We start from the raw sequence: 26,591 nt of genomic DNA, 5'->3' as shown, positions 1-26,591 counted from the left end.
GCCCGTAGTTTTGCTATCACTGCAAGTCCTCACGCGATGAAAATCGGGTTGCGGGCTTTCCGTTTCATCAGATTTATTAACAAAGTCTGTCGTTTAAGCACATAAACCTCGCAGGTTTCGAAACCTGCGAGGTTTAAATCACAATAAATTGTATCTTCATGCTCCTATATTGTATTTTTTGTTTTACTTAAACGTTTTAGTCTCATATTTTATTGACATTTGGAGTTTAATTAATACCTTAGAATTTTCAAACAAAACAAGCTAATTTTTAAAAATATGTTTAAAAAAGTTATCCTGCCTTGTCTTTTGCTTTCATCCATAATGGCATCGGCACAGCAGAATTTGGTACAGTATGTAAAACCAATAATCGGTACATCAAAAATGGGGCATACTTATCCGGGTGCCACAGTTCCATTCGGTTCGGTACAGTTAAGTCCTGAAACAGATACCTTATCTTATGAAGTAAATGGAAAATACAATGGTGATGTTTATAAATACTGTGCTGGTTATAAATACGAAGATAAAACCATTACGGGCTTTAGCCATACACATTTCAGTGGCACCGGGCACTCAGATTTAGGCGATTTCCTAATTATGCCTACACAAGGCAAACTTCAGTTAAATCCGGGTACGGCTTCAGATCCTAAAGGTGGCTATCGCTCAGCATTTTCGCATGCCAATGAAGTTGCAGAGGCCGGTTACTATAAAGTAAAACTGGATGATGATAACATAACAGCAGAATTAACCTCAACCACGAGGGTAGGGATGCACCAATATACTTTTCCTAAATCAGATCAATCGCACATTATACTCGATCTGATGGCTGGCATTTACAATTATGAAGAAAAAACCGTGTGGACTTACGTTCGTGTGGTGAACGATACCTTGATTACAGGTTACCGCCAAACCAATGGTTGGGCCAGAACCAGAACCGTTTATTTTGCGATGAGTTTTTCTAAACCTTTTAAAAGCTACGGAAGAAAAAGCTATGATGCAAAACAAGCCTACAGAGGCTTTTGGGGTAAATTTAACCAGGAACAAAACTTCCCGGAAATTGCAGGCAAAAAGTTAAAAATGTTCTTCGATTTCGATACCCAGGAAGGGGAGAAGATTAAAATTAAATTTGCTTTATCTCCGGTTAGTCAGGAAAATGCTTTGCAGAACATGCGTGCAGAAATTTCGGGCTGGGATTTCGAAAAAGTAAAAGCTCAGGCGCAGGCTACCTGGAACAAAGAACTTAATAAAATTCAGGTAACTACATCAAACGATAATAAAGTAAATTTTTATACCGCTTTATATCATGCTTTCATTAACCCAACTACTTATACCGATATTAACGGAGAATATAAAGGTTTAGATCAGGGTGTACACAAAGCTGATGGTTTTACCAATTACACTACATTTTCACTTTGGGACACTTATAGGGCCTTACACCCATTTTTTAACATTGTACAACCTGGTCGTAGCAACGATATGGTAAAATCGATGTTAGCGCATTACGATCAAAGTAGTTTGCATATGTTGCCAATCTGGTCGCATTATGCCAACGATAACTGGTGTATGAGCGGTTACCACAGTGTTTCGGTAATTTCTGATGCCATTATAAAAGGTACTTACAACGGAGATGCAAATAAAGCGTTGGATGCCTGTGTTGCAACGGCTAAACACCGCGATTATGAAGGTATTGGTTATTACATGGATAAAGGTTATATCCCGGCAGAAAAATCGGGAATTTCAGTTTCCAATAACTTAGAATATTCGTACGATGACTGGTCTATTGCGCAATTGGCGAAAAAATTAAACCGTATGGACATTTACAACGAGTTTATCAAGCGTTCTAACAACTGGAAAAATAACTACGATAGTGCTTCCGGTTTTATGCGTCCGAAGTTGGCTGATGGAACTTTTAAAAAGGAATTTGATCCAAAAGATACAGAAGGACAGGGTTTTATTGAAGGTAATAGCTGGAATTATAGTTTTTTTGTGCCACAGGATCCTGCTTCGCTGATTGAAATGATGGGGGGTAAAAAGAAATTTGCAACACGATTAGATACCTTGTTTACCATGCATTTACCTGATGAGTTTTTTGCACATACAGAAGACATCACCCGCGAAGGTATTATTGGTGGCTATGTGCATGGCAACGAACCAGCACATCACATTGCATACCTTTACAACTGGACCGATCAGCCATGGAAAACACAAGCACAGATCCGCCATATATTAAATATGCAATATAAACCTACCGCTGATGGTTTGGGTGGAAATGATGATTGCGGACAAATGAGTGCCTGGTATATGTTTTCTTCATTAGGTTTTTATCCGGTATCACCTGGTTCTGATGTTTACTCTTTAGGCAGTCCGTTGGTTAATAACGCTATCATCAATTTAGAAAACGGAAAAACCTTTACGGTTGAAACGATTAAACAAAGCGATAAAAATGTTTACGTAGAAAAGGTTTTATTGAACGGCAAAGAAATTACCGATCATAAAATTAAACATTCAGACATTACCAACGGTGGAAAGCTTACCTTTTACATGAGCGCAAAACCAAAGAAATAATTTTCTTCATCCCTATATAAGTTGAACCGTTGACTAATTTTAGTTAACGGTTTTTTTTAGCTTTTGAGATTCCTCATTTGGCTATGATTTATGATTGAAATAAATTTTGATTTCTGATTCTTCTATCGTAATATTGCGATATAAAATTATGGGACTTACCAAAGCAGAAATCTTCACTGAAGAGCAGAACCAGATGGCAGCGTTGTTAAAAGCAATGGCTCATCCGGCGCGGATTGCGATTCTTCAACGCATCCTTAAATCAAATACCTGTATTTGTGGCGATTTGGTTGAGGAATTAGGTTTAGCTCAGGCCACCATTTCTCAGCATTTAAAAGAACTTAAAAATGCTGGTATAATTCAAGGCACTATAGAAGGTGTGAGTATTTGCTATTGTATAGCACCTAAAACCTGGAAGTTACTAGAAACACAGCTAGGCAATTTCTTTGCCTCATATAAAGGCGGGCAAAACTGCTGTTAAAATTTTTTACATAAATCAATCGTTAAATTGCAATATTATGATTAATACATTTTCTATTGAATGGAGCAGCTTTAAGGCTCACCTTCAACAACATCCCGAATTAACCTTACAGTTTCAATATGCTCCGGGTAAATGGGTAAATGCCAATTATCACATCACCGAAATTAAACAAGCGCCCATCGTTTCAGTAGATTGTGGAGGCGTGATGAACGCCTGGACGGAAATTATTGTACAATTATGGGAACCTGCCGAGGAAGAAAAGGATAGGGCTATGGAGGTGAAAAAAGCATTGTCCATTATCAATCTTGTAGAAAGTAAACTTCCACTAAACCCGAATGGAATTGTAAAAATTGAATTTGGTAATTCTGCGTTCGATACGAGACAAATGTTTCCGGGGGAATTTAATATTGAGGGAGAAAATCTGGTTATAGACCTAACACCCGATGCTACCCAATGTAAAGCCATTAACCGGGGCGGGAGTTGTGGTACCACCGAAACTGGCGAAGAATGCTGCACACCAGCCCAGCCAGAAAAGAAAGAAATAAAACTTGTTAACCTTACAGCAGGCCAAAATAGTTGTAGCCCTGGAAGTGGCTGCTGTTAATCATTAAAAATTTACAGTCATGAAGAATATATTGGTGCTTTGTACCGGAAATAGTTGCAGAAGTCAACTTGCAGAAGGTTATTTAAAATTTTTCACACAAAATAAAGCTAAAATTTACAGTGCTGGTATTGAAGTACACGGCGTAAACCCCAGGGCAATAAAAATAATGGCGGAAGATGGAATCGATATTTCCAGCCAAACATCAAACAATATTGAAGAATATTTTGATGTTCCTTTTGATTATGTGATTACGGTTTGCGATCATGCGAAAGAAAGTTGTCCGTATTTCCCAACTCAGGCCATAAAATTGCACCATAATTTTCCCGATCCGGCTAAAGCGGTAGGTACTGAGGCAGAAATTATGGCACAATTCAGAAGCACAAGAGACATGGTTAAAGCTTACATGGAGGATTTTGTAAACGAAAACTTAAAAGGATAAAGATGTCGGCAAATAATTGTGCGCCTGTAGTTAAACGAAAACAGCTCAGTTTTTTAGACCGGTATTTAACGATCTGGATTTTTTTTTCGATGCTTTTAGGCGTATCGCTAGGCTATTTATTTCCTTCTTCTGCGGTATTCATCAATTCATTTTCCAGTGGAAATACCAACATTCCCCTGGCAATTGGATTAATACTGATGATGTATCCGCCCTTGGCAAAAGTAAATTATGAAAACTTGGGGGAAGTATTTAAAAATACCAAGGTTTTGGGGGCTTCGCTGGTTTTAAATTGGATTGTTGGCCCATTTTTAATGTTTTTCCTGGCGATTATCTTTTTACATGGTTATCCTGAATACATGGTCGGTTTAATTATGATCGGTTTAGCCAGGTGTATTGCCATGGTGGTGGTGTGGAACGATCTTGCCGACGGAAACCGTGAATATGCTGCTGGTTTGATTGCCCTGAACAGTATTTTTCAGGTATTGCTTTACAGTGTGTTCGCCTATTTCTTTATTACCATTTTGCCACCTTTATTTGGTTTAAAAGGCTTGGTTGTATCCATTTCTATTGTAGAGATTGCTAAAAGTGTAGGGATTTACCTGGGCATTCCATTTTTAACGGGCATTTTAAGTCAAAAAATACTGATTAAATGGAAAGGCGAAAAGTGGTTTCGCACAATTTTCATCCCAATGATTTCTCCGATAACCTTAATCGCGCTGTTATTTACCATTGTGGTGATGTTCAGTTTAAAAGGAGAATTAATTGTGCAGATCCCAATGGATGTGCTGAGAGTTGCCTTACCATTGGTAATCTATTTTGTGGTAATGTTTGTGATCAGCTTCTTTGCCGGCAAATATTTTGGTGCAGATTACAGCAAAAGTACCGCTATTGCTTTTACCGCTACCGGCAACAACTTCGAATTGGCCATCGCAGTGGCCATTGGTGTATTCGGCATTCATTCGGGTCAGGCATTTGCTGGTGTAATCGGTCCGTTGGTAGAGGTACCAGCATTAATTGCGCTGGTTAGTTTGGCGAAATGGTTACGGAGGAGATATTTTGATGTGTAAGATCGAGTAGAAAAGTCGTCACTGCGATTCACAAAACAATCTTAAAGCGGATGCAAAAAAGCGATCGTTTAAGATTGCTTCGTCGGCTGAAAAAGCCTTCTCGCAATGACGATTCATTTTGACCGCCACTGCGATTCACGAAGCAATCTTAAAGCGGATGCAAAAAAGCGATCGTTTAAGATTGCTTCGTCGGCTGAAAAAAGCCTTCTCGCAATGAAGATTTATTTTTGTCAATTGATTTTAGATAATTCTATCCATAATTAAATTAAATACTAAGCACCAACCTCTTCAAAATTCGTGGCGGTTGCCAAAAACTTCCAATTGGCCATATCTCTTTGTACATCAGTAATTTTTGCATCAGCTACCTGATAAGCATCTGGGCCTAGGAACAAATGTAGTGGTGGGTTTTCACTTTTTGCAGCTTCAATAATTACTTCAACTGCTTTTGCAGGATCACCTGGTTGTTGGTTATTGATGTCGTTCTGGTGCGCTGCCTGCGAATCGCGTACTTCTTTATAAGCATCGATAGGAGAACTTGGAACAGCTAATGAGCCTTCTGTAAGAAATGCAGTTCTAAAATAACCAGGTTCTACAACAGTAGCCTTTATTCCTAGTGACTTTACTTCAGCTGCCAATGATTCGGTAAAGCCTACTACTGCAAATTTTGTAGCACAATAGATTCCAAAACCAGGGAAGTTGCCTGAAAAGCCACCAATAGAGGAAATATTAAAAATGTGACCAGATTGTTGTTTCCGCAATTGAGGAAGTACCTTTCTGATTACATTTAACGAACCGAAAACATTCACATCGAAATTTTGGCGTGATTCCTGATCGCTTAATTCTTCTAAAGCACCAAGCATTCCGTAACCTGCATTGTTTACCACTACATCTACTTGGCCGAATTTGCTAATTGTTTGACTTACCGCTGCTTCTACACTGCTCTCATCAATAAGATCAACTGTTAAGGGTAAGAAGTTTTCGTGTTCACCAACCGCTTTTATTAAATCATTTAGATTTCTTGAGGTGGCGGCAACGTTATTGCCATTGTTTAATAATGTTTTTACTAATGTTAATCCCAGACCTTTGGACGCGCCTGTTACAAACCAAACTTTTTGATTTTCCATGTTATTATTTTTATAAGTAAAATGATTGAATGGCAGGCAGTCGCGGATAATTTCCTGACTGCCGCCTTTTTTGATTGCTAATGTTAATATAGCATAGGTTAGTTGTCGAAATCTGTCGAAATCGTAATCGCTTTCCAGTCTTTAAATTGCTTTTGAAGTGCTTCCAGCTTACCATTAGCTCTTTGGAAAGCATCATTGCCAAGCAGGAGGTGAACTGGCGGATTTGGCATACTTGCCAAAGAGATCATAGCTGCAGCAGCTTTCTCAGGATCTCCAACCTGTTGTCCATCCATATTTAAATACTTTGCATGTATTGCCCTTACTTCTTCGTAATCTGCTATAGGGTTAGTTGCCAGTATCAGTGAATCAGCAGTTAAGAAACTGGTTCTGAATGCTCCTGGAGCAACCACAGTTACTTTTACGCCAAATTCTTTTAAATCTTCGGCCGATACTTCTGATAATGCGATTACTGCAGATTTAGTAGCTGCATACACTGCCCATCCTGTTGCCCCGGCGATACCGGCAATTGATGCAATATTGATGATGTGCCCCGCACGTTGTGCCCTTAAATAAGGTGTAGCTTTTCTGATTACATTTAATGTTCCGAAAACATTTACATCGAAACTGTTGCGTGTTTCTTCATCACTCAACTCTTCAATGCTACCTCCAATGCCGTAACCTGCATTATTGATCACAACATCAATTCTTTCAAATTTTGCAATGGTAGCTTTAATTGCTTCTTCAACACTTTTTTCATCGGCCAGGTTAACCGCCAGCGGAAGAAATTTTGCGGCTTCACCGGTTACTGCTTTCTTAAGTTCATCAATATTCCTTGAAGTAGCCGCAACATATTGACCAGCCTTAAGCAATTGATGAACTAAACTTAATCCTAAGCCTTTTGAAGCTCCGGTAATAAACCAAACTTTTTTCATGCCCATAGTTTTATCCTTTTTTGTTAAGACAAAATTACAGTAGAAATTACTTCAGCTTATTACGTTAATCAAACTGATGATTACGAAATTCAAACAATTCGATAAGAAGTAGGGGTATGTTTGGTTAGTTTTTTGAAAAAGTTGTTAAAATGAGTAGGCTCTTCAAATCCAAGGCAGTACCCAATTTCTGATATATTCCAATCCGTGTGTTTTAAAAGTGCTTTTGCCTCACTCAATAAACGTTCGGTAATATAATGTGTGGTGGTTTTGCCAGTTGTTTCTTTTATTGCGCGGTTTAAGTGGTTTACATGTACCGAGAGTTGTGTTGCGTAATCTTTAGCAGAGCGCATGGTAAACCTTTGCGTAGTGGTTTCTATAGGGAACTGGCGTTCCAATAACTCCGTAAAAACAGAGGTAATCCGAGCGTTGGCATCAGTATGTTTAAATAAATTTTCTGATGGTTCTGTTTTTAATGCGAAGTGAGTAATTTCTGTTATGTAATTGCGGAGCAAATCATATTTATAAATATAATCGGTATTAATTTCCTCAAACATTTTCGCGAAAATAGCTTCTATCTGTTTGTCTTGCTGAACATTAAGAATGTAAGCGGGTTTTCCACCTGGTGTAAACATAGGTAAATCGCCGATGTTGCCTCTAATTTTTTCTTTAAAAAAAGCCTCTGTAAAAATGCAGAAATAACCCGTTACCTCGCTTTGTTTGCCACTGGCAAGTTCCCAGGTGTATGGCACAAGCGGATTGAAAAAAATTAAGGCAGTTCCATCAATCTCAATACTTTTATCTGCATAATGATACACATTATGTCCGCGGGTTAAGCATATTTTATAATAATCCCTTCGGTTGTAACTCATTGGTTTGTGGTCATCCCTCAAGCAGTCTTCCAGCTTAAAAACATTAAAATGGCCTACGCCATTTTGAAGGTTGTCTGGTAAGAAACTAAATTTATTCTGATAAAAATCTTCAATGGTTTCTGGCTTGTTCATAAAGCAAAGTTACAAAATTCAAACTTAATTCAAATATTAGCTTTTTTAAGCATTATTCATGGTATCGCAAAAGGAGATTGCCATGATAAATAAATTTGTTTTTAATATACCGATTGGTATATATTTGCATCGTCAATTTAAAAGAACATGAGCAAAGCAGAAAAGACAAGAAATTTCATCGTAGAGAAAACAGCACCCATTTTTAATAAAAAAGGTTACGCAGGTACTTCTTTAAATGACATTACTGCCGCTACAGGTTTAACCAAAGGAAGCATTTATGGCAACTTTGCAAACAAAGATGAGGTGGCACTGGCCGCTTTTGATTATAACTTAAATAACGTTTCATCCATAATAGATGCTGAAATGAACCGGCAGGTAAGTGTTAAAGATAAGCTGCTGGTATATATTAATGTTTATCAAAAATTTATCGATGGTTCAGTTGCAGAAGGGGGTTGCCCTGTTTTAAATACTGCTGTTGATGCGGATGACACCCACCCTGAATTGCGTGGAAAAGTTTTGAAAGCGGTTATTGGATGGAAGAATAAAATTGCCAAACTGGTTGAAGATGGAATTGCAAATAAGGAGTTCCGCGCAGATAATAACCCTGAACAGATTGCTTTAACCGTTATTGCCATTGTTGAGGGAGGCATTATGATTTCCAAACTCACCGCTAATACCAATTATTGGAGCCTTATCATGGACTCCCTAAAAAAATATATAGATAGCCTAGGCTAAAAAATTTTAATTAAAAATATACCGATTGGTATTTTATATGAGCAGAACCAGAACAATAACCTGGCACGACCCGATGGAAGGTGCGAAGGAGGCCATGCAGATGGATGGCATCGATTATCTGCAGGCAATGAGCGATGAGAAGTTTTCAATGCCACCGCTTTTGCATACGCTTGATTTTACTGTAACCTTAATTGAAAAGGGAAATGTGGTTTTCGAGTTTGTGCCTCAGGAATTTCATTATAACCCAATTGGAACCGTTCATGGAGGCGTAATCAGTGCAATTTTAGATTCTGCTATGGGTTGCTCTGTGCATTCACTATTGCCTGCCGGAAAAGGCTATACCACTTTAGAACTGAAAGTCAATTTTTTGAAAGCGATTACCATTAAAACGGGAAAGCTAAAAACCATGGATAAGGTAATTAACCTGGGCGGGCGTACCGCTTTGGTAGAGGCTCAGCTCGTGGATGAAAATAATACCATTTATGCTCACGCGGTGAGCACTTGTTTAATCTTAAATTTTTAAAAAATAATATAAATGAAAACTTCAAAAAATACCGTTTTATTAATCGGTGGAACAGCTGGTATCGGCTTGGAAATTGCAAAACAATTAACTGCATTGGATAACCATGTAATTATAACCGGCAGAAATCAGGAAAGGTTAACTGCAGCAGCAGCTTCATTGCAAAATGTAACTACCATACTATCTGATGTAAGTAAAGCTGAAGATGTTGACCATTTGGTGAATACAATTAAAGAAGATTTTCCTCAACTGAATATCGTAATCAATAATGCTGGTAGAGCAATACTGTACGATTTAGCCGATCACAATCAGGATGCTTTTGCAAATGCAGAAGATGAAATGTTAACCAATTACCTGTCTATCATCAGAATAAATCAAAAGTTATTACCTATTTTAAAGAAACAGGCAGCATCGGCAATTGTAAATGTATCATCAGTTGTGGCTTATGTGCCAGGGGTTACTTTGCCAACTTATGCCGCTAGCAAAGCAGCACTACATTCATACAGCACTTCCTTAAGATTAAGTTTGTCAGAAACAGCGGTTAAAGTTTTCGAATTAATGCCTCCACTGGTAGATACCGAATTTTCGAAAGAAATTGGTGGACATAACGGCATCAAACCTGCTGTTGTTGCGGATGAATTTTTAGCTGCATTAGCCAACGATGAATTCGAAATCAGGGTGGGAGATACTGCAAAGATTTATGAATTATTCAGACAATCGCCTGATGATGCTTTAAACCTGTTGAACGCAAATAGACAGGCCTGGATCGATTCTGTAGAAAATTAATCACTTGGCAGGAATGAAAAAGAAGGTGGCATTTGCATTTATTATGGCGGTTTTTACTACAGGAATAGTTACTTTCGCGGCGATAAGTGTTAATCTTGGATTTACATCGGCTTTTATGAGGGTTTGGTTAAAATCGTGGGGCATTTCTTATATCGTGGCCATTCCTGCCATATTAATTATTTCCCCACGCGTACAATCATTGGTCGATTATTTATTCAGGAATGTTGACTAAAAATTATTAAAATGAATAGAGTAGTAGTAACAGGTTTGGGCGCTATAACCCCTTTAGGCAATAGTGTAGAAACGTTTTGGCAACAAATATTAGCCGGAAAAAGTGGCATTGGCCCGATTACAAAATTTGATTCGAGTAAGTTTAAAACGCAGTTTGCTGGTGAAGTGAAGGGTTTCGATCCTGAAAAATACCTGGAGAAAAAAGAAATCAAAAAGTACGATCTTTTTACGCAGTATGCAATTGGCTCAACCGATCAGGCGATTGCAGATGCAGGATTGGATTTTAGTACAATGAGTAATGATGAACTTGCTGAAGTTGGGGTAATTTGGGCCACTGGTAATGGTGGTATTGGTACTTTTGAGGCGCAATTGGAAGAGTTTCATGCAGGAGACGGAACGCCAAGGTTCAATCCATATTTTATTCCTAAAATGATTGTAGATATCGCAGCAGGGGCCATTTCTATCCGTCATAAGTTGCGTGGCCCTAATTATTGTACCGTATCTGCATGTGCATCATCAAATACAGCTATTATTAATGCTTTTGATACCATTCGATTAGGTAAAGCAAGTGTAATGATTGCCGGTGGCTCAGAAGCTGCATTAACGAAATCATCAGTAGGAGGTTTTAATGCAGCGCAGGCATTGTCTAAAAATAATGAAGATCCACAAGGTGCATCCAAACCTTTTGATAAGGATAGGGATGGTTTTGTGATGAGTGAAGGTGCAGGTGCCCTTATTTTAGAGGAGCTAGACCATGCATTGGCTCGTGGTGCGCACATTTATGCAGAGATTATTGGTGGTGGAATGGCTGCTGATGCTTATCATTTAACCGGCACACCTCCTGATGGAATAGGTGCTGCTTTAGGGATGACAAAAGCTTTAAAAGATGCAGGAATTACGGCTGATAAAATTGATTACATCAATGCACATGCTACTTCAACTGGTTTGGGTGATTTAAGTGAATTACAGGCAATTAATACAGTTTTTAATGGATTGCCAGTTGTAATTGGTGCAACAAAATCGATGACAGGTCACCTGCTTGGTGCGGCCGGAGCAGTGGAAAGTGTAATTAGTGTTTTATCCATTAGGGATAATGTTATTCCGCCAACAATTAATACCAAAAATTTAGATGAAAGTATCCCTAAAGGATTGAATATTGTGTTGGGAGAACCGATTGAAAAAGAAATAAATTATGTTTTGAACAACACATTCGGTTTCGGTGGACATACGGCCAGTACGATTTTTAAAAAGTACGAGGCTTAATTGATTTGTTGTTCCTAGTTGTTTAATTAGGGACTTATAAAGTGTTTGGTTAATCACCAAGCACTTTTTTTGTTTTAGATTTGTTTTGAGTCGATGCGTCATTTTCAACTTGATTGGGAATTGTAATGCAACAAGCTTTAAGATTACCACCTGCGTAAGAATGACGATCACTAAAAAATTTTATACTGTTCTCGGCGTCTCGCTAAGACGCTAATAATTTTCTTCCACGGAAACAAAGAAGCACTGAAATGTAATATAATAGCCTTCAACTACGCTCAGACTGATAATCGCTTAAGGTTATCCCAATGGGTTAAAAACAATGAACCATTGTTAGTGAACAAATGAACTACTTATCCATCAGTAAATTAACCAGTTCTTTTAATTCCTCTAATTCAAGTTCCAGCTTTTCTATCCTGTTTTCCAGTTCAGTTGAATCAAAGGTTGCGGGTGCAGTTACATCAGTTTCTGGCTCAGTAGTGGTTTCGGCCTGCTCACCCAATAGATGAATAAAACGGGCTTCCTTTTGTCCGGCTTTTTTAGCCAGTTGCTTTACAAAGGCAGGTTCCTCATCGGCTAATTTTTGAAGTTGTTCCAGAACTTCTTCAATGCTTTCAAATTCATACAACCTTCCTGAGTTGCTGTTAATTTCGCCTGGCGTTAGCGGTCCACGTAAAAGTAATAAACAGATAATGGCCAATTCGGAAGGCACTAAAGGATATGCTATTGCAAGATTATGCTTGTATTTAGTTGCCCTGCTCGAGCCGCCTGTAGCAGTGGATATTAAGCCTTTTATTTTAAGTTGGTTCAGGGTTAAGGAAATGGTTTCTTCATCGTAATTTACCACTGGATTTCGTGAGCTTTTTTGGTTACAGGCAGCCGTTAAACTATTTAAAGTCATTGGGTAATAGTCGGGCGTAGTTCTGCTTTTTTCTATTAACGCACCTAAAACACGTTGCTCTTCTGCTGATAAATCGGGTAGTGGTTTTACATTGTCCATTTTATAAAAGTATACATTGGTTGAAGATTTTAAAAATTATTTTGCTAATGGTTTACGCTTAATGAGTTATATGAAAATATTACTGAATAGAACAATTCTAAATTTCTGATTTACTAAAATTTGAGGTTTAGAATTGCGAACTTAGAAAAAATCCCTTATCTAAATATTAAATTATGAAATCTTCTGATCAGAAACCAAATCAGGGCGATAGCAGACGCGATTTCCTTAAGAAAAGCTCTGTGATCACTGCGATTGCTTTAACACCTGGCGTTGCAGTAAAGGCTGCAGAAAACAATGCTGATGAACGTTTTGCCGAGCTGTTTGAGAAAATTCCCCTAAACCTTACGGTTAATAATAAAGCCTATAAAACCTCGGTAGAGCCAAGGGTAACGCTTTTGGATTACCTGCGTGAAGAATTGCACCTCACGGGAACTAAAAAGGGCTGCGACCATGGGCAGTGCGGTGCTTGTACCGTTCATGTTGATGGGCAAAGGGTAAATTCGTGCCTCAGTTTGGCCGTAATGAATGAAGGCAAAAAGATTACTACAATAGAAGGTTTGGCAAATGGGGATACCTTGCATCCTATGCAGGCTGCCTTTATTAAACACGATGGTTTTCAATGCGGATACTGTACGCCGGGGCAAATTATGTCGGCGGTGGCCTGTGTACGCGAAGGGCATACCAATTCGAGAGCAGAAATAAGTGAATATATGAGTGGAAATATCTGTAGGTGTGGAGCTTACCCAAACATTGTTGATGCAATAGTTGAAGTTAAGGAAGGAGGAGCAACAGTATGATCAATTTTCAATACTTACGAACAACCACGGCAAAATCTGCAATTGCTTTATTGGGAAAGGATAAAAATGCAAAGTTCCTGGCCGGTGGTACAAACCTTATCGATTTAATGAAAAGAGGGGTTTCGGCACCCGAAAAGCTTATTGATATTAACCACGTTCCGCTGAAACAGATTGAACAGGTAGGAACTAAAATCCATATAGGTGCTTTGGCATCAAACACAGCCGTGGCAGATAGCGCATTGATTAAAGAAAAGCTTCCTTTACTTTCTTGGGCCTTACAGGCAGGTGCATCTGCACAATTGCGAAATGTAGCTACTGTTGGTGGTAACATGATGCAGCGTACCCGTTGCGGCTATTTTTATGATACTGAAATGCCTTGCAATAAACGCCAGCCAGGTACAGGTTGTGGAGCCATGGAAGGTTTTAATCGCATGCATGCAATTTTCGGAACTTCAGCACAGTGTATTGCCGTTCATCCTAGCGATATGTGCGTGGCTTTAATTGCTTTAGATGCCGAAGTTGTGCTGGCTAACAGTAAAGGAGAACGTAAAATTTTATTTAAAGATTTTCATCGCTTACCCGGAGATATGCCCCAGTTAGACAATAACTTAAAGGCAGATGAAATGATTATCAGATTGGAGATTCCGACAAATAATCTTGCTAAAAACTACCATTATCTTAAAGTCAGAGATCGTGCATCTTATGCCTTTGCACTGGTATCAGTAGCTGCAGCATTCGAAATTAACAATAATAAAATTACCGATGTACGCTTGGCTATGGGAGGTGTAGCACATAAACCCTGGCGCTTAACGGCATCCGAGAGTTTTTTAAAAGGAAAGGAAGCTACCCAATCCAATTTTGAACAGGCTGCTCAGTTGGCCATGAAAGATGCCAAAGGATTTGGCGGAAACGATTTCAAACTTAAACTTGCACCAAATACAATTATCGAGGCCTTAAATCTTGCAAAATCGAAAGCTTAGTTATGGAAAAGAGAATTTTAAAAGACGATAACGACCGTGTAGATGGCTTTTTAAAAGTTACCGGACAAGCTAAATATTTTGCCGAATATGAACTGCCCGGCCTAACATATGGTGTTTTGGTTACAAGTACCATAACCAAGGGTAAAATTACGGCATTGGATACCAAAGCAGCAGAAAAAGCCCCGGGTGTTATTTCCGTGGTTTCGCACCTTAACAAACCATCTGCAGCTGCTTACGAGCAGGAGGGCGGACCACAGATGAAGATTTTTTATACAGATAGAATCTTTTATAACGGCCAGCCGATTGCCATTGTAGTGGCCAATACCTTCGAAAGGGCAACTTATGCGGCTTCGCTGGTTAAAGCAACGTATGCAAAGGAAGAATTTAATACCGATTTCGAAAAGGCTTTAAAAGATCCGAAAGCGAAAAAATTTCAAGGTCAGGCTGATTACAAGCGCGGTATCGAAAACGCTTATAAAACGGCAGAAGTAAAGGTAGAAGAAAGATATTTTTTACCCATTGAAACACATAACCCAATGGAGCTCCATGGCATCATTGCCGATTGGCGGCCAAATAACCAATTAACCGTTTATGCTAAAACACAGGGGGTAAAAGCTACTCAGGGCACAATAGCCAATGTTTTTAAAATCCCGATGGAAAATATCCAGGTCAACTCAGAATTTGTGGGCGGTGGCTTTGGTATGGCATTGCGTACCTGGCCATTGGAAATTGCAACTGTAATGGCTTCGAAACACATTGGTAAGCCAGTAAAGCTTGTGGTTACAAGGATGCAGATGTTTACAATGGTTGGTAACCGGCCAGCTGCAATACAAACCATTGGTTTAGGTGCAAATAAAGATGGTAAACTAACCGGCATTACCCACAGGGCATATGGCGAAACATCCAGCTATGAGAATTTTACTGAAGGAGTGGTAAACATGGCCAAGTTTATGTACCAGTGTGATAATGTAAATACATCTTATGCCATTGTACCGGTTGATCTTGGTGTACCGATCTGGATGCGCGGACCGGGCGAAGCAACGGGGGCATTTGCTCTCGAAAGTGCAATTGATGAAATGGCACACGCTTTGGATATGGATCCATTGGATTTCAGAATAAAAAATGATCCGGAAACCGATCAGCAAAAAAACAAACCTTTTTCGAGTAAGAATATCAAAGAAGCTTATAAAATTGGTGCTGATAAAATAGGATGGAACAATAGAAAAAATAAGCCGGGAAGTTTAACTGAAGGGCCATGGCAAACGGGTTATGGAGTAAGTGTGGGTGTATTTAATGCGAATAGAGGTAAGGCCAGTGTTAAAGGGATTTTGAAAGCAGATGGCTCTTTACTGTTGCAAAGTGCAACAAGTGATATTGGGCCTGGTACAGGTACTGGTATGACTTTAATTGCAAATAAAGTGATGAACATCCCGGTAAATAAAATCACTTTCGAACTTGGCGACTCATCATTGCCGCCTGCACCAAGCCAGGGTGGTTCGGCAACACTTTCTACCGTTGGTTCGGCTGTAAACGATGTTTGCGTGGCTTTAAAATCAGCGGTTGCAGAGTTAGCAGCAAATTCAAATATGGATGCTACAGCTAATTTTGTTGATGTACTGAAAAAAAATAACCTTCCTCAGATAGAGGTAACCAAAGAAAGCCAGGGAGGAAAGGAGCGCGACAATTACTCAATGTATTCTTTTTCAATTCATTTTGTTCAGGTTAAAGTGCATTCGCTTACAGGTGTGGTTAAAGTAAGTAAAATTGTTTCAGTGGGCGATTCTGGTACAATCGTTAGTCCTAAAACGGCCCGCAGTCAAATGCTGGGTGGTGCTGTTGGGGGTATTGGAATGGCTTTAACTGAAGAATCGATTGTTGATCACCGCTATGGAAGATACATTAATAATAACTTCGCCGATTACCATGTTCCGGTAAATGCTGATGTGCCAGAAATCGATGTTAATTTTATCAATAAGCCCGATCCATACATCAACCCAATGGGTGCAAAAGGTATGGGCGAAATTGCTTTAATCGGCTTTTCTGCCGCAGTAGCAAATGCAGTTTTTAATGCAACAGGGAAAAGAATCAGAACTTTACCAATTACACCAGATAAGATATTAGCGTAGTTTATTTAGTTACCGGTATATTATTAAGAAGCAAATTTTTATTGCCTTACTATTGGTAATACCTGGAAAAGATTGCTCTTTGCCCCAGGAAATGATGTTTATGATGCTATTAAATTGATTTAATTAAAAGCAGGGGCGTGATTAGTGAATGCACAGGCGATAATATAAAAAGCAGGGGCGTTATTATTAAAAGCGGGGGCATCATTATAAAAAGCGGGGGCATCATTATAAAAAGCGGGGGCATCATTATAAAAAGCGGGGGCGTCATTATAAAAAGCGGGGGCGTCATTATAAAAAGCGGGGGCATCATTATAAAAAGCGGGGGCATCAATATAAAAAGCGGGGGCATCAATATAAAAAGCGGGGGCATCAATATAAAAAGCGGGGGCATCAATATAAAAAGCGGGGGCATCAATATAAAAAGCGGGGGCATTAATATAAAAAGCGGGGGCAGTAAAATAGAATCCATAGCGGTATTTATAGATTAATTGCAACAAAATGGCACCTGCTGAAATGAACCGGCTATGACGAAGCCTAAATGTTAATCTCCTAGATTTGGGCAAAATTTAAGATATTATGATAGCTGCAAAAGGATATGCTGTTCACAGCAAAACTGATAAATTGGCTCCATGGAATTTCGAAAGAAGGAATGTTGGGCCGAAAGATGTATTAATTGAGATTTTGTTTAGTGGCATTTGCCATTCCGATATTCATCAGGTGAGGAGCGAATGGGGACCTGCCCGTTATCCGATGGTTCCGGGACATGAAATTGTAGGCCGGATTACAGAAGTGGGATCTGCTGTTTCAAAATTTAAAGTTGGCGACCTTGCTGGTATTGGTTGCATGGTTGATAGCTGTAAAGAATGCCCAACCTGTAAAGGCGGCCAGCAACAGTTTTGTGAAAAAGGAGAAACCGTTTGGACGTATAATAGTGTTGAAAGAGATAAAACTACGCCAACATATGGTGGTTACTCAAATAAGATTGTTTGTACAGAAGAATTTGTGGTACACGTTGCCGATAACCTTCCACTAGCGGGTGTAGCACCATTGTTATGTGCTGGTATAACTACCTATTCGCCAATTAAAAGATGGGGAATTACCAAAGGCCATAAAGTTGCAGTATTGGGTTTAGGCGGTTTAGGCCATATGGCAGTTAAATTTGCTGTCGCTTTTGGTGCAGAAGTTACGGTATTAAGTACTTCGCCATCAAAAGAAGAAGATGCAAGAAAATTAGGCGCGCATAACTTTGTGATCACCAAAGATCCTGAACAGTTGAAGAAATACGCCAAACATTTCGATTTTATCATCGATTCAGTTTCTGCACCGCATGATTACGAAATGTATTTTAAGTTATTAAATGTTAACGGTGTACATATCTGTGTTGGCATACCTGCCGAGCCGATAAAATTTCCAGGTTCTGGTTTAATGCATGGCAACAGGGTTTTAACCGCTTCGAGTATTGGTGGGATTGAAGAAACACAGGAGATGCTTGATTTCTGTGCCGCACATGATATTGTTTCAGAAGTCGAAGTAATCAATATCAACTACGTTAACGAAGCCTATGAGCGGGTATTAAGCAGCGATGTAAAATACCGTTTTGTAATTGATATGGATACGGTATAAATAGAGAAGTCAAGTTTAATGGGCAATATGCCTATCAAAATGACTTCTCCGAATGTTATATAAAAAAGCGTCCTGATTTTACATCAGGACGCTTTTTTTGTTTTAGTAAATAATGGCTGGAAGATTCTTCGACTTGCTCAGAATGACAAATTGAGATAAAATACTCCGTGTTTCTGTGATTCCGTGGCAAAAAATAAACCTACTATTGACAGGTCGTCTTAGATAGTCCTCGTTTGTAACGAGGATTTTTGAGGTCCGCATTTGCAATGCGAAAATAATTCCTTTAAGAGCGATAAAATCGCTTTACTCGTACATCCTCGTTACAAACGATAACGATGTAGAAGATTGCTTCGTCGGCTGAAAAACTTTAATAGTCCTCGTTTGTAACGAGGATTTATGAGGCCCGCATTTGCAATGCGAAAATAATTCCTTTAAGAGCGATAAAATTACTTTACTCGTACATCCTCATTACAAACGATAACGATGTAGAAGATTGCTTCGTCGGCTGAAAAAGCCTCCTCGCAATGATGATAGTCAAAGGATACTCCGTGTTTCTGTGATTCCGTGGAAAAAAAAATCAACCTACTATTGATAGGTTGTCTTAGATAGTGCTCGTTTGTAACGAGGATTTTTGAGGCCCGCATTTGCAATGTGAAAATAATTCATTTAAGAGCGATAAAATCGCTTTACTCGTACATCCTCGTTACAAACGAGGACGATGTAGACTTCAGTAAAACTATCGTCATTGCTTCGTCGGCTGAAAAAGCCTTTCCCGCAATGACGATACTCATAGGATATTCAGTGTCTCTGTCATCCGTGGCAAAAAAAATCAACCTACTTTGCAGTTGCTTTACCAGTGTATGTTGCTGCTAATTTTAATGCATTATAAGTATTTACGATACCACCGCTAATACAAAGATCAGAGAAAGGAACCGAAACTTTTTCTGCTCCAGGCTCTTCACCTTTTGCGTACTCCACATTGTGGTTCACTTTAGTTACCGATTTAACAATGATTTCTTTAACCTGTGCTGCCGTTAATTTTGGATAATACGAACGGATTAAACCAGCTAAACCAGCTACAACAGGAGAGGCCATACTGGTTCCATCAAGATTTTTGTATTTAGAGCCTGGCACGGTAGAATAAATCTGAACACCAGGAGCGAAAACATCAACCTGTTGTTTGCCAAAGTTAGAGAAGCTTGCTTTAAGCGTTTCATCATCTTTCGGACCAGAAGCACCAACAGTGATCCATGAAGCAATGGTTTTTTCGTCTAAATCTTTATGGTTAGGAAAGTTGTTTTCTACATCAATATTTTTGTTTTCGTTACCAGCTGCCTGTACAATTAATACATCTTTAGAAGCTGCATATTTCATCGCTTCGTTTACAATTTCCTTGTTCCAGCTGTAAGCTTTACCAAAACTCATGTTGATCACTTTTGCACCATTATCTACCGCATAACGGATGGCATTAGCAACATCTTTATCCCTTTCATCACCATTTGGCGTACAACGCACACCCATAATGGCAACATTATCAGCCACACCTAAAATACCAAGTTTATTGGTTCTATCAGCAGCTATAATACCTGCTACATGCGTACCGTGCATGGCATCAGGTCCGGCTACATCATTATTGCCATAAAATTTCTCTTTTACATTGTTCGGGTCATCACCAACTATGGAACGAGGATCGTAATCAAGATTTAAGTTGTAATTGGCCTGGCGGGTATAGTAGTCTAAACCTTCAACAATCTGATCTTCATAAAAATCTTTAAAGCTGCCTTTTTCAAGCTGTTGGGTTAACACACCCTGAATTCTGTCTTCAATTTCTGTAGCTGGTTTAAAGTTTTTAAAGTCTTCGATAGTTGGGTTTTCCTTACCAATTTTCTTTACCACAGCATCTAAAGCGGTTTTAAAGCTAGTTATGCCAGCAAGATTCTCTTTAGCTTCAGCCAATTGTTTTTCTAAATCTGCTCGTTCCGCCTTAAAAACTTCCCAATCTTTTTTATCTTTTTCAGCAACATTTGCATCCGTAGTATTTGCAAATCGAGCCTGATCGCGACGTACTAAACGGGTTAACTCCAGTGTTTCGAAGTTTACGGATTCTTTTGGTCCACCAATAAAATTCCAACCGTTAATGTCGTCGATATAACCATTTTTATCATCGTCTTTTCCATTGCCCGCTATTTCTTTGGTATTAACCCACATAATCTTTTTCAGGTCTTCATGCGTAGCTTCAACACCACCATCATTAACTGCAACAATAACTTTTACTGATTTTTTACCTTTTAAAAGTTCTTTATAAGCTTTTTCGGTACTGATCCCAAAAGTGGTATCACTTTTAAGGTCAAGGTTTTGCCAGTTGGCTTTTTGCGCATTGGCTAAAGTTGGCAACGCACTTAAGAAGGCTGCACTTATAAGGGCGCTAAAAATTCTACTCTTATTCATTTATGTATTTTTGTATTAAACGTCGAAAGTTAATTTTAATTTTTTTATTGAAAGAAAATGTATTAAAAATAATGGTTTTGGCATGTTTTGTTGTTGATTCCGATTTTATTTTTCTTAAATGAGATCGTCATGTTCAATTTATTTAAGCGTCTTTTATGCAAAATATATCCGGAAATAAATCCGATAGCTATCGAATCAGGGTAATGCCTGCCTGCGCCTAAATGAAAGAAATTTGGGTTAAAAAAAAATCCTGAAACGTTTTTCAGGATTTTCATCTATATAAATACTACGATCTACTTCAAATTGACCACAATTTTTTTGGCCATTTCATCATGCGATTGTATTACAGTTAAAGTATTGGTTGCCCAGGTTTTTACTGCCTGATCGCGGTTTTCAGTTCCCTGTTTAAAAAGTGCAACGGTTTTATCATGGTCGGTAACCATCATATCCATATAATGTTTATCAAAGGCTGCTCCAGTCATTTTTTTCATTGCATCGATGTGGATCTGATCTTCGGCCGGAAGTGCATCAGGAGTAATGATCTTTTTATTTACAGCCAAAGCTTTCAACTCGGTATTTGCTTTGGTATGATCGGCCAGCATTTTAGCTGCAAAATCTTTCACTTCGGCACTTTTGGCATTTTTTTGAGCAATCTTTGCTGCTTCAACTTCCATAATACCGCCAACGGCTGCTTTTCTTAAAAAGGTTGCTCCAGCTTCGTCAACCCCAGTTTCTGTGGTTTCTGCACCAGCAACATGGTTTCCGTTTACCATGGTGGTATCGCCCGAAACACTGTCTTTTGTAGTTGCTGATTTTTTATCCGCAGTTTGGCAAGCCTGGAAAGAAATGGCCAAGGCAAAGGCTGTAGACAATAGAAATATCTTTTTCATGTTTTCTTTTATTTTGATGTGTATTGAAAACAAAAGAACTTAAAAAAGGTTTTTACCGTTAATCCTGCACTTGTTTATAGATGTTCGGATTGGCGATAGCCATTTGTCTTTCAGGATTTTGGATGTGTGAAAAACCAAACTGTTCATATAAACCATGCGCATCCAAAGTAGCCAGTTGATAACGTCTTAAACCCTGCAAATCGGGGTGGAAGATCATAAATGACATCAATTTTTTTGATAAACCCAAACCGCGGTAAGTTTCTTTGATATACACATCGCAAAGCCAGCCAAAAGTAGCCTTATCGGTTATCCACCTTGCAAAACCAACCTGCTCAGGGCCCTTGTAAATTCCAAAACACAATGAATTTTCTATAGAACGTTTTACCGTTGCAAGCGGGATGCCTTCTGCCCAATAAGATTCTTCACTCAAATATTGGTGTATGGCTTCAATATCCAAATGCGCTTTATTATCTGAAAATATGAATCCGTTTTCGCTGATTTCCATTTTGATGCTGATTGCCGTTTAATTGTAAAAGTTGATTATCGTAAATCAGTTTACTGGTTAATCATATGATAGGCTTATCGCATGGATAAGTAACCGATTTACCAGTTTACGCAATTAACCTTATTAGTTACGCATATTTATAAACTGCAGGGGTTGACCAAAATCTTCATTTCTGCAAAGATTGATTACAGCTTGCAAATCATCAATTTTCTTTGCTGTAACACGAACCTGATCATCCATAATTGATGGCTGCACTTTTAATCCGCTGGCTTTAATTTTTGCCACAACTTTTTTTGCGGCTTCTTTATCCAAGCCCTCTTTAATGCTGATTTCTTTTCTGATCATGTTGCCAGAAGCCTGGTGCTCATCACCAAAATCGAGACTTTTTGGATCTAAATTCTGTTTCATCATTCGCGAAATAATAGAACCTTCGATGGCTTTTAAACGCATATCATCTTCGGTTACGATGGTAACAACGTTTGTTTTTTTATCCAGATCGATGGTGCTTTTTGAGCCGTTGAAGTCGAATCGGTTTAAAATTTCCTTTTTAGCATTGTTAATCGCGTTGTCTAATGTTTGCGCGTCAACTTTACTTACTATATCAAAAGAAGGCATGGTTTTAGCTTTAAAGTAAAAAAATAAGTAGATTTAATAGAAATTAATCCATCCTCACAAAAAAACGAAAAATAATATGAAAACCACTAAGCCGAAGTCTCAAAAAAAAATCACCAAAAAAGAAGTTAAGAAACAATTGGAGCAATCTATTACAGATAAGTTTCTGGATGTGATTAAAAGCTTAGGTCATGATGTATCTGAAATTAGCACAGAGGTTGGGAAAGCAAGTAAGCGTGTGGCCAAAAAATTAACTAAAAAATTCACAATCGTTAAGGCCGATGTTGGTCAGAAAATTGATGATTTATTACATGCCTCGAAAGAAAAGGCAAAAGAGGCTAAAAAACCAGTTGTTAAGGCAACAACAAAGGCAGAGAAATCTGCAGCAAAAGTGGTAAAAAAGGCAGTTGCAAAAGCCAAACCTGTGGTACAGAGCATTAAGGTAGCTGCCATAGAAACAGAAGAAAAGGCAGAAAAAGTATTGGCAAAGCCAGTTGCAGCAGTAGAGGAAGCCGTAGCAGCATCGCCATCTGTAGCTAAAAAAGCAGTAACTACAGCAGCTAAAGCCCCGGCAAAAGCAGCAGCAACTGTTAAAAAAGCTGTAGCACCTGTGGCTACACCAGAAAAAGCAACTTCGGTTGTTAAAAAAACAGTAGCTAAAGCTGCGCCAGCGGTTAAGAAAGAAGTGAAAACACCAGTTAAAAAATAGATTTGTTAACATTAAAGCGTGGATGAATTAACATCGATTTAACAAATTAATGTGCAGTTTTGAACATCCCTGTTATGGCAGGGATTTTTTATTTTTTTAAATGAGCAATAAGAAGATCCCATTTTTTAACCGAGAGATAAGTTGGCTTTACTTTAACGATCGCGTATTGCAGGAAGCAGCCGATGAAACCGTGCCGCTCATCGAAAGGATTAAGTTTCTATCAATATTTTCTTCCAACTTAGAAGAGTTTTATCGGGTTCGTGTGGCTACAATGACCAGGTTAACGAATTTAAACGATAAAGCAAAAGCACTTTTGGGCTTTAATCCCAAGAAAATTCTTAATGAGATCAAAAACATTGTGGTAAAGCAGGAAAGAAAATTCGACCAGCTTTTTCAGGCCACTTTGATCAATGAACTTGCGCAAAACCGAATTTTTATTCTAAATGATACGCAACTCAACGTAAGCCGGGGGGAGTTTGTTAAAAACCACTTTAGAGATAAGATTTTATCCAATGTAGTGCCGATTATGCTGGATATGGAGAAGCCTTTTCCAGAACTTAAAGACAGGTACCTTTATTTCTTTGTTAAACTTTCGAAAAAAGATACAAAAATTAGAGAAAAGTATGCTTTAATTGAAATTCCACCGAATTTGCCAAGGTTTTTGGTGCTGCCAGAAACCAACGACCTGAAATTTATCATCCTTGCTGAAGACATTATCAGGTATTGTTTAGATGATATTTTTTATGTTTTTACCTACGATAATTTAGAGGCTTATTCGATTCAGTTAACACGTGATGCCGAACTGGATATTGATAAAAATATCAATGATAAATTTATTGAAGATTTAAAAAGCAGTTTGGAAAAGCGAAAAAAGGGGAAACCCATGCGTTTGCTTTATGATTCTGCTATGCCTTTAAATATGCTTACTGTTTTGGTAAATAAACTTAAACTCGAAGCCGAAAGTTTAATTCCAGGCAACCGTTACCATAAATTCGGCGATTTCATTGCTTTCCCTAATGTGGGTAAAAAGGAGCTGGAATATGCGCCAAACGTGCCGCTTAAGGTACACGATCTGCACCGCACACAAAGCATGTTTAATAAGGTGGCCCAACGGGATTACCTGGTTAATTTGCCCTATCAATCGTACGATTATATCATTCTGTTTCTGCGCGAAGCGGCCCTCGACCCGAAGGTAACCGAAATACAGATTACTTTGTACCGCCTCGCCGAAAATTCTAAGGTGATTAACGCACTGATTAATGCCGCTAAAAATGGCAAAGCTGTTTCGGTTTTACTAGAGTTAAAGGCACGTTTTGATGAGCAGGCGAATATTTATTGGACTACCCGTTTAATGGAAGAAGGGGTGAAAGTAAATTATGGTTTAACTGATTATAAAGTGCATTCTAAAATCTGTTTGGTAAAACGAATGGAGAAAGAAAAACCTGTTTATTATGCCAATTTGGCCACAGGTAATTTTAATGAGAAAACAGCAGGTTTATATTGCGACCACAGTATTTTTACCGCTAAAAAAGAAATTACAAACGATTTGGTGAAGCTTTTTGATGCCCTGAGCAAAAGAACAGTAACCAAAGGTTTTAAACATCTGATCGTTTCGCCTTTAGAAAGCCGTTCGAAACTGGTTAATTTTATCAACCGCGAAATAAGAAATGCCAAACAAGGAAAGTTGGCTTACATCTTGTTAAAAGTGAATAGTTTAGCTGATGAGGGCATTATTGCAAAACTGTACGATGCCAGCAATGCAGGGGTTAAAATTCAACTCATTATCCGTGGTATTTGTTGTTTAGTGCCTGGTGTGAAAGGATTTAGCGAAAACATTACAGCCATCAGTATTATCGATAAGTTTTTAGAGCATGCCCGTGTGTATATTTTTGGCAATAATGGAAAAAACGATATGTATTTATCGTCTGCCGATTTAATGAGCCGAAATTTTGAACACCGTGTAGAAGTGGGTTTTCCGGTTTTAGATCATGATGTGAAGCAGGAAATTCAGGATATTATCGATCTGCAATTGCAGGACAATACAAAATCGCGGCAGATAAACGCCTTAAATAACAATAAATACCATAAAAACAGGTTAAGCAAAAAAATAAGGGCGCAAGTAGACATTTATAACTATTTAAAAACCAAGCATCAATCATAATGTTAAGATACGCAGCTATAGATATCGGTTCGAATGCCGTGAGGTTACTCATTGCCGATATCAGTAAACAGGACGGAAAATATAAATACAAGAAAAATACTTTAATCCGTGTGCCTTTAAGATTGGGTGATGATGCATTTTTGGATCAGTACATTTCTGATAAGAAATCTGCAGATCTGGTGAAAACGATGACTGCATTTAAAAATCTGATGGATGTTTATCATGTTTCAGAATATCTGGCCTGTGCAACATCTGCCATGCGGGAGGCTAGCAATGGTCAGGATATTGTTAAGCTGATTAAAGAACAAACAGACGTTACTTTAGAGATTATTGAAGGGCAGCGCGAAGCAAATATTATATATGCCAATCATATTGAAGAAGAATTGGACGAAAATAAAACCTATTTGTATATTGATGTTGGTGGTGGCAGTACAGAGTTGTCGGTTTTTGTAAAAGGAACACCTGAGGCCTCACGCTCATTTAACATTGGTACAATCAGGATGCTTGATAACCAGGACAAAGAAGAAACCTGGGATGAGATGAGAGAATGGGTGAAAGAGCACACAAAGGCTTATAAGCACCTTGCAGGCATTGGTACTGGAGGTAACATTAATAAGCTATTCCGGATGTCTGACGAAAAGGAAAACGCGCCTTTATCTTTGCAGAAATTAAATTCGATGTATAACAAATTAACCAGTTATTCATTAAAAGAAAGGATTAACACATTAGGACTAAATCATGACCGTGCGGATGTGATTATCCCTGCCTGCGAAATTTATTTAACTTTAATGAAGTGGACAGGCATTAAGCAAATTTATGTGCCTAAAGTGGGGATGGCCGATGGGATTATTAAATTGCTGATTGAAGAGAAGCTGGATTAGATTGTAGTTATTGGATTGTCAATTCAAACGAAACGGAGGAACGAGAAGTTTTATTAGGTAAATCGTCCTCCTGAACTTGTTTCAGGATCATTACGGCTTAGTATATATCATGGATTATAG

26 protein-coding genes are annotated in these 26,591 nt (G+C 38.5%); 17 read left to right on the top strand and 9 right to left on the bottom strand.

Translation table 11 applies throughout. From position 1 onward, the window contains the following. Positions 1 to 276: 276 nt before the first annotated feature. The 5 genes from ACZZZW_RS16865 to arsB all read left to right on the top strand — a co-directional run bounded on the left by ACZZZW_RS16865 (position 277) and on the right by arsB (position 5,150). Positions 277 to 2,562, top strand: a complete 2,286-nt coding sequence (locus ACZZZW_RS16865) for a GH92 family glycosyl hydrolase (protein WP_463495135.1) — start codon at positions 277 to 279, stop codon at positions 2,560 to 2,562. 148 nt (positions 2,563 to 2,710) lie between these two features. Continuing rightward, entirely contained in the window at positions 2,711 to 3,040 is a 330-nt protein-coding gene (locus ACZZZW_RS16860) for an ArsR/SmtB family transcription factor (RefSeq protein ID WP_055913393.1), read from the top strand. A 37-nt stretch (positions 3,041 to 3,077) separates the two neighbouring features. Beyond that, positions 3,078 to 3,644 carry a DUF6428 family protein gene (locus tag ACZZZW_RS16855; protein WP_055913396.1) on the top strand — a complete coding sequence of 189 codons (567 nt, stop codon included), beginning with the start codon at positions 3,078 to 3,080 and terminating at the stop codon, positions 3,642 to 3,644. A 19-nt stretch (positions 3,645 to 3,663) separates the two neighbouring features. After that, positions 3,664 to 4,083 (top strand): arsenate reductase ArsC, encoded by a 420-nt coding sequence (locus tag ACZZZW_RS16850; RefSeq protein ID WP_055913399.1) that lies wholly within the window; start codon positions 3,664 to 3,666, stop codon positions 4,081 to 4,083. A 2-nt stretch (positions 4,084 to 4,085) separates the two neighbouring features. Beyond that, the gene (gene arsB / locus ACZZZW_RS16845; protein WP_463495132.1) at positions 4,086 to 5,150 is read left to right on the top strand and encodes an ACR3 family arsenite efflux transporter; all 1,065 of its coding nucleotides are present in this window, start codon (positions 4,086 to 4,088) and stop codon (positions 5,148 to 5,150) included. A 272-nt stretch (positions 5,151 to 5,422) separates the two neighbouring features. Here the strand turns inward: arsB and ACZZZW_RS16840 are convergent, their stop codons facing one another. The 3 genes from ACZZZW_RS16840 to ACZZZW_RS16830 all read right to left on the bottom strand — a co-directional run bounded on the left by ACZZZW_RS16840 (position 5,423) and on the right by ACZZZW_RS16830 (position 8,207). After that, complete coding sequence (locus ACZZZW_RS16840) at positions 5,423 to 6,274, bottom strand: SDR family NAD(P)-dependent oxidoreductase (RefSeq protein ID WP_055913405.1); 852 nt, start codon at positions 6,272 to 6,274, stop codon at positions 5,423 to 5,425. Positions 6,275 to 6,372: 98 nt separating this feature from the next. Continuing rightward, complete coding sequence (locus tag ACZZZW_RS16835; protein ID WP_369800208.1) at positions 6,373 to 7,206, bottom strand: SDR family NAD(P)-dependent oxidoreductase; 834 nt, start codon at positions 7,204 to 7,206, stop codon at positions 6,373 to 6,375. A gap of 89 nt (positions 7,207 to 7,295) precedes the next feature. Continuing rightward, positions 7,296 to 8,207, bottom strand: coding sequence for a helix-turn-helix domain-containing protein (locus ACZZZW_RS16830; protein WP_055913411.1), 912 nt, complete (start codon positions 8,205 to 8,207; stop codon positions 7,296 to 7,298). Between the two features lie 147 nt (positions 8,208 to 8,354). On the opposite strand from ACZZZW_RS16830, the gene ACZZZW_RS16825 reads away from it, so the two are divergent. From ACZZZW_RS16825 to fabF, 5 genes are read left to right on the top strand one after another with little or no spacing between them, the layout of a single operon-like run. Next, complete coding sequence (locus tag ACZZZW_RS16825) at positions 8,355 to 8,942, top strand: TetR/AcrR family transcriptional regulator (RefSeq protein ID WP_055913414.1); 588 nt, start codon at positions 8,355 to 8,357, stop codon at positions 8,940 to 8,942. 37 nt (positions 8,943 to 8,979) lie between these two features. Further along, on the top strand, positions 8,980 to 9,465 hold the full coding sequence (locus ACZZZW_RS16820; RefSeq protein WP_463495128.1) for a PaaI family thioesterase: 486 nt from the start codon (positions 8,980 to 8,982) through the stop codon (positions 9,463 to 9,465). Positions 9,466 to 9,477: 12 nt separating this feature from the next. Next, the gene (locus tag ACZZZW_RS16815; RefSeq protein WP_055913420.1) at positions 9,478 to 10,248 is read left to right on the top strand and encodes an SDR family oxidoreductase; all 771 of its coding nucleotides are present in this window, start codon (positions 9,478 to 9,480) and stop codon (positions 10,246 to 10,248) included. 13 nt (positions 10,249 to 10,261) lie between these two features. Further along, positions 10,262 to 10,480: a DUF2798 domain-containing protein gene (locus ACZZZW_RS16810; protein WP_082458882.1), complete on the top strand. Its 219-nt coding sequence runs from the start codon at positions 10,262 to 10,264 to the stop codon at positions 10,478 to 10,480. A gap of 11 nt (positions 10,481 to 10,491) precedes the next feature. Further along, positions 10,492 to 11,742, top strand: a complete 1,251-nt coding sequence (fabF, locus tag ACZZZW_RS16805; protein WP_055913423.1) for a beta-ketoacyl-ACP synthase II — start codon at positions 10,492 to 10,494, stop codon at positions 11,740 to 11,742. A gap of 346 nt (positions 11,743 to 12,088) precedes the next feature. Here fabF and ACZZZW_RS16800 read toward each other — a convergent pair whose 3' ends face one another. Continuing rightward, the gene (locus tag ACZZZW_RS16800) at positions 12,089 to 12,739 is read right to left on the bottom strand and encodes a YceH family protein (protein ID WP_463495125.1); all 651 of its coding nucleotides are present in this window, start codon (positions 12,737 to 12,739) and stop codon (positions 12,089 to 12,091) included. Between the two features lie 173 nt (positions 12,740 to 12,912). Here ACZZZW_RS16800 and ACZZZW_RS16795 point away from each other — a divergent pair, with 173 nt between their 5' ends. From ACZZZW_RS16795 to ACZZZW_RS16785, 3 genes are read left to right on the top strand one after another with little or no spacing between them, the layout of a single operon-like run. After that, entirely contained in the window at positions 12,913 to 13,536 is a 624-nt protein-coding gene (locus ACZZZW_RS16795) for a (2Fe-2S)-binding protein (protein ID WP_055913429.1), read from the top strand. Further along, positions 13,533 to 14,516, top strand: coding sequence for an FAD binding domain-containing protein (locus tag ACZZZW_RS16790; RefSeq protein ID WP_463495123.1), 984 nt, complete (start codon positions 13,533 to 13,535; stop codon positions 14,514 to 14,516). The genes ACZZZW_RS16795 and ACZZZW_RS16790 overlap by 4 nt, the downstream gene beginning before the upstream one ends. A 2-nt stretch (positions 14,517 to 14,518) precedes the next feature. Next, positions 14,519 to 16,642 carry a xanthine dehydrogenase family protein molybdopterin-binding subunit gene (locus tag ACZZZW_RS16785; RefSeq protein ID WP_463495121.1) on the top strand — a complete coding sequence of 708 codons (2,124 nt, stop codon included), beginning with the start codon at positions 14,519 to 14,521 and terminating at the stop codon, positions 16,640 to 16,642. A gap of 119 nt (positions 16,643 to 16,761) precedes the next feature. Here the strand turns inward: ACZZZW_RS16785 and ACZZZW_RS16780 are convergent, their stop codons facing one another. Continuing rightward, positions 16,762 to 17,139 (bottom strand): hypothetical protein, encoded by a 378-nt coding sequence (locus ACZZZW_RS16780; RefSeq protein WP_463495119.1) that lies wholly within the window; start codon positions 17,137 to 17,139, stop codon positions 16,762 to 16,764. Between the two features lie 79 nt (positions 17,140 to 17,218). On the opposite strand from ACZZZW_RS16780, the gene ACZZZW_RS16775 reads away from it, so the two are divergent. Further along, entirely contained in the window at positions 17,219 to 18,265 is a 1,047-nt protein-coding gene (locus ACZZZW_RS16775) for an NAD(P)-dependent alcohol dehydrogenase (protein ID WP_463495118.1), read from the top strand. Between the two features lie 834 nt (positions 18,266 to 19,099). Here ACZZZW_RS16775 and ACZZZW_RS16770 read toward each other — a convergent pair. From ACZZZW_RS16770 to ACZZZW_RS16755, 4 genes are all read right to left on the bottom strand, one after another. Beyond that, on the bottom strand, positions 19,100 to 20,713 hold the full coding sequence (locus ACZZZW_RS16770) for a S8 family peptidase (protein WP_463495116.1): 1,614 nt from the start codon (positions 20,711 to 20,713) through the stop codon (positions 19,100 to 19,102). Positions 20,714 to 21,006: 293 nt separating this feature from the next. Further along, positions 21,007 to 21,603 carry a DUF4142 domain-containing protein gene (locus ACZZZW_RS16765; RefSeq protein WP_463495114.1) on the bottom strand — a complete coding sequence of 199 codons (597 nt, stop codon included), beginning with the start codon at positions 21,601 to 21,603 and terminating at the stop codon, positions 21,007 to 21,009. Between the two features lie 58 nt (positions 21,604 to 21,661). Then, positions 21,662 to 22,108 carry a GNAT family N-acetyltransferase gene (locus tag ACZZZW_RS16760; protein WP_463495112.1) on the bottom strand — a complete coding sequence of 149 codons (447 nt, stop codon included), beginning with the start codon at positions 22,106 to 22,108 and terminating at the stop codon, positions 21,662 to 21,664. Between the two features lie 123 nt (positions 22,109 to 22,231). After that, complete coding sequence (locus ACZZZW_RS16755) at positions 22,232 to 22,723, bottom strand: YajQ family cyclic di-GMP-binding protein (protein WP_463495110.1); 492 nt, start codon at positions 22,721 to 22,723, stop codon at positions 22,232 to 22,234. Positions 22,724 to 22,799: 76 nt separating this feature from the next. Here ACZZZW_RS16755 and ACZZZW_RS16750 point away from each other — a divergent pair, with 76 nt between their 5' ends. The 3 genes from ACZZZW_RS16750 to ACZZZW_RS16740 all read left to right on the top strand — a co-directional run bounded on the left by ACZZZW_RS16750 (position 22,800) and on the right by ACZZZW_RS16740 (position 26,471). After that, complete coding sequence (locus tag ACZZZW_RS16750) at positions 22,800 to 23,429, top strand: hypothetical protein (protein ID WP_463495108.1); 630 nt, start codon at positions 22,800 to 22,802, stop codon at positions 23,427 to 23,429. A gap of 100 nt (positions 23,430 to 23,529) precedes the next feature. After that, entirely contained in the window at positions 23,530 to 25,590 is a 2,061-nt protein-coding gene (ppk1, locus tag ACZZZW_RS16745; RefSeq protein WP_463495106.1) for a polyphosphate kinase 1, read from the top strand. Then, positions 25,590 to 26,471: a Ppx/GppA phosphatase family protein gene (locus ACZZZW_RS16740; protein ID WP_463495104.1), complete on the top strand. Its 882-nt coding sequence runs from the start codon at positions 25,590 to 25,592 to the stop codon at positions 26,469 to 26,471. Before ppk1 ends, ACZZZW_RS16740 begins: the two co-directional genes overlap by 1 nt. Positions 26,472 to 26,591 lie beyond the last annotated feature (120 nt).

It is taken from the genome of Pedobacter sp. AC379 (genome assembly GCF_979258145.1).
The sequence above is the reverse complement of the archived record's forward strand: the minus strand, read 5'-3'. Positions and strand labels throughout refer to the sequence as shown.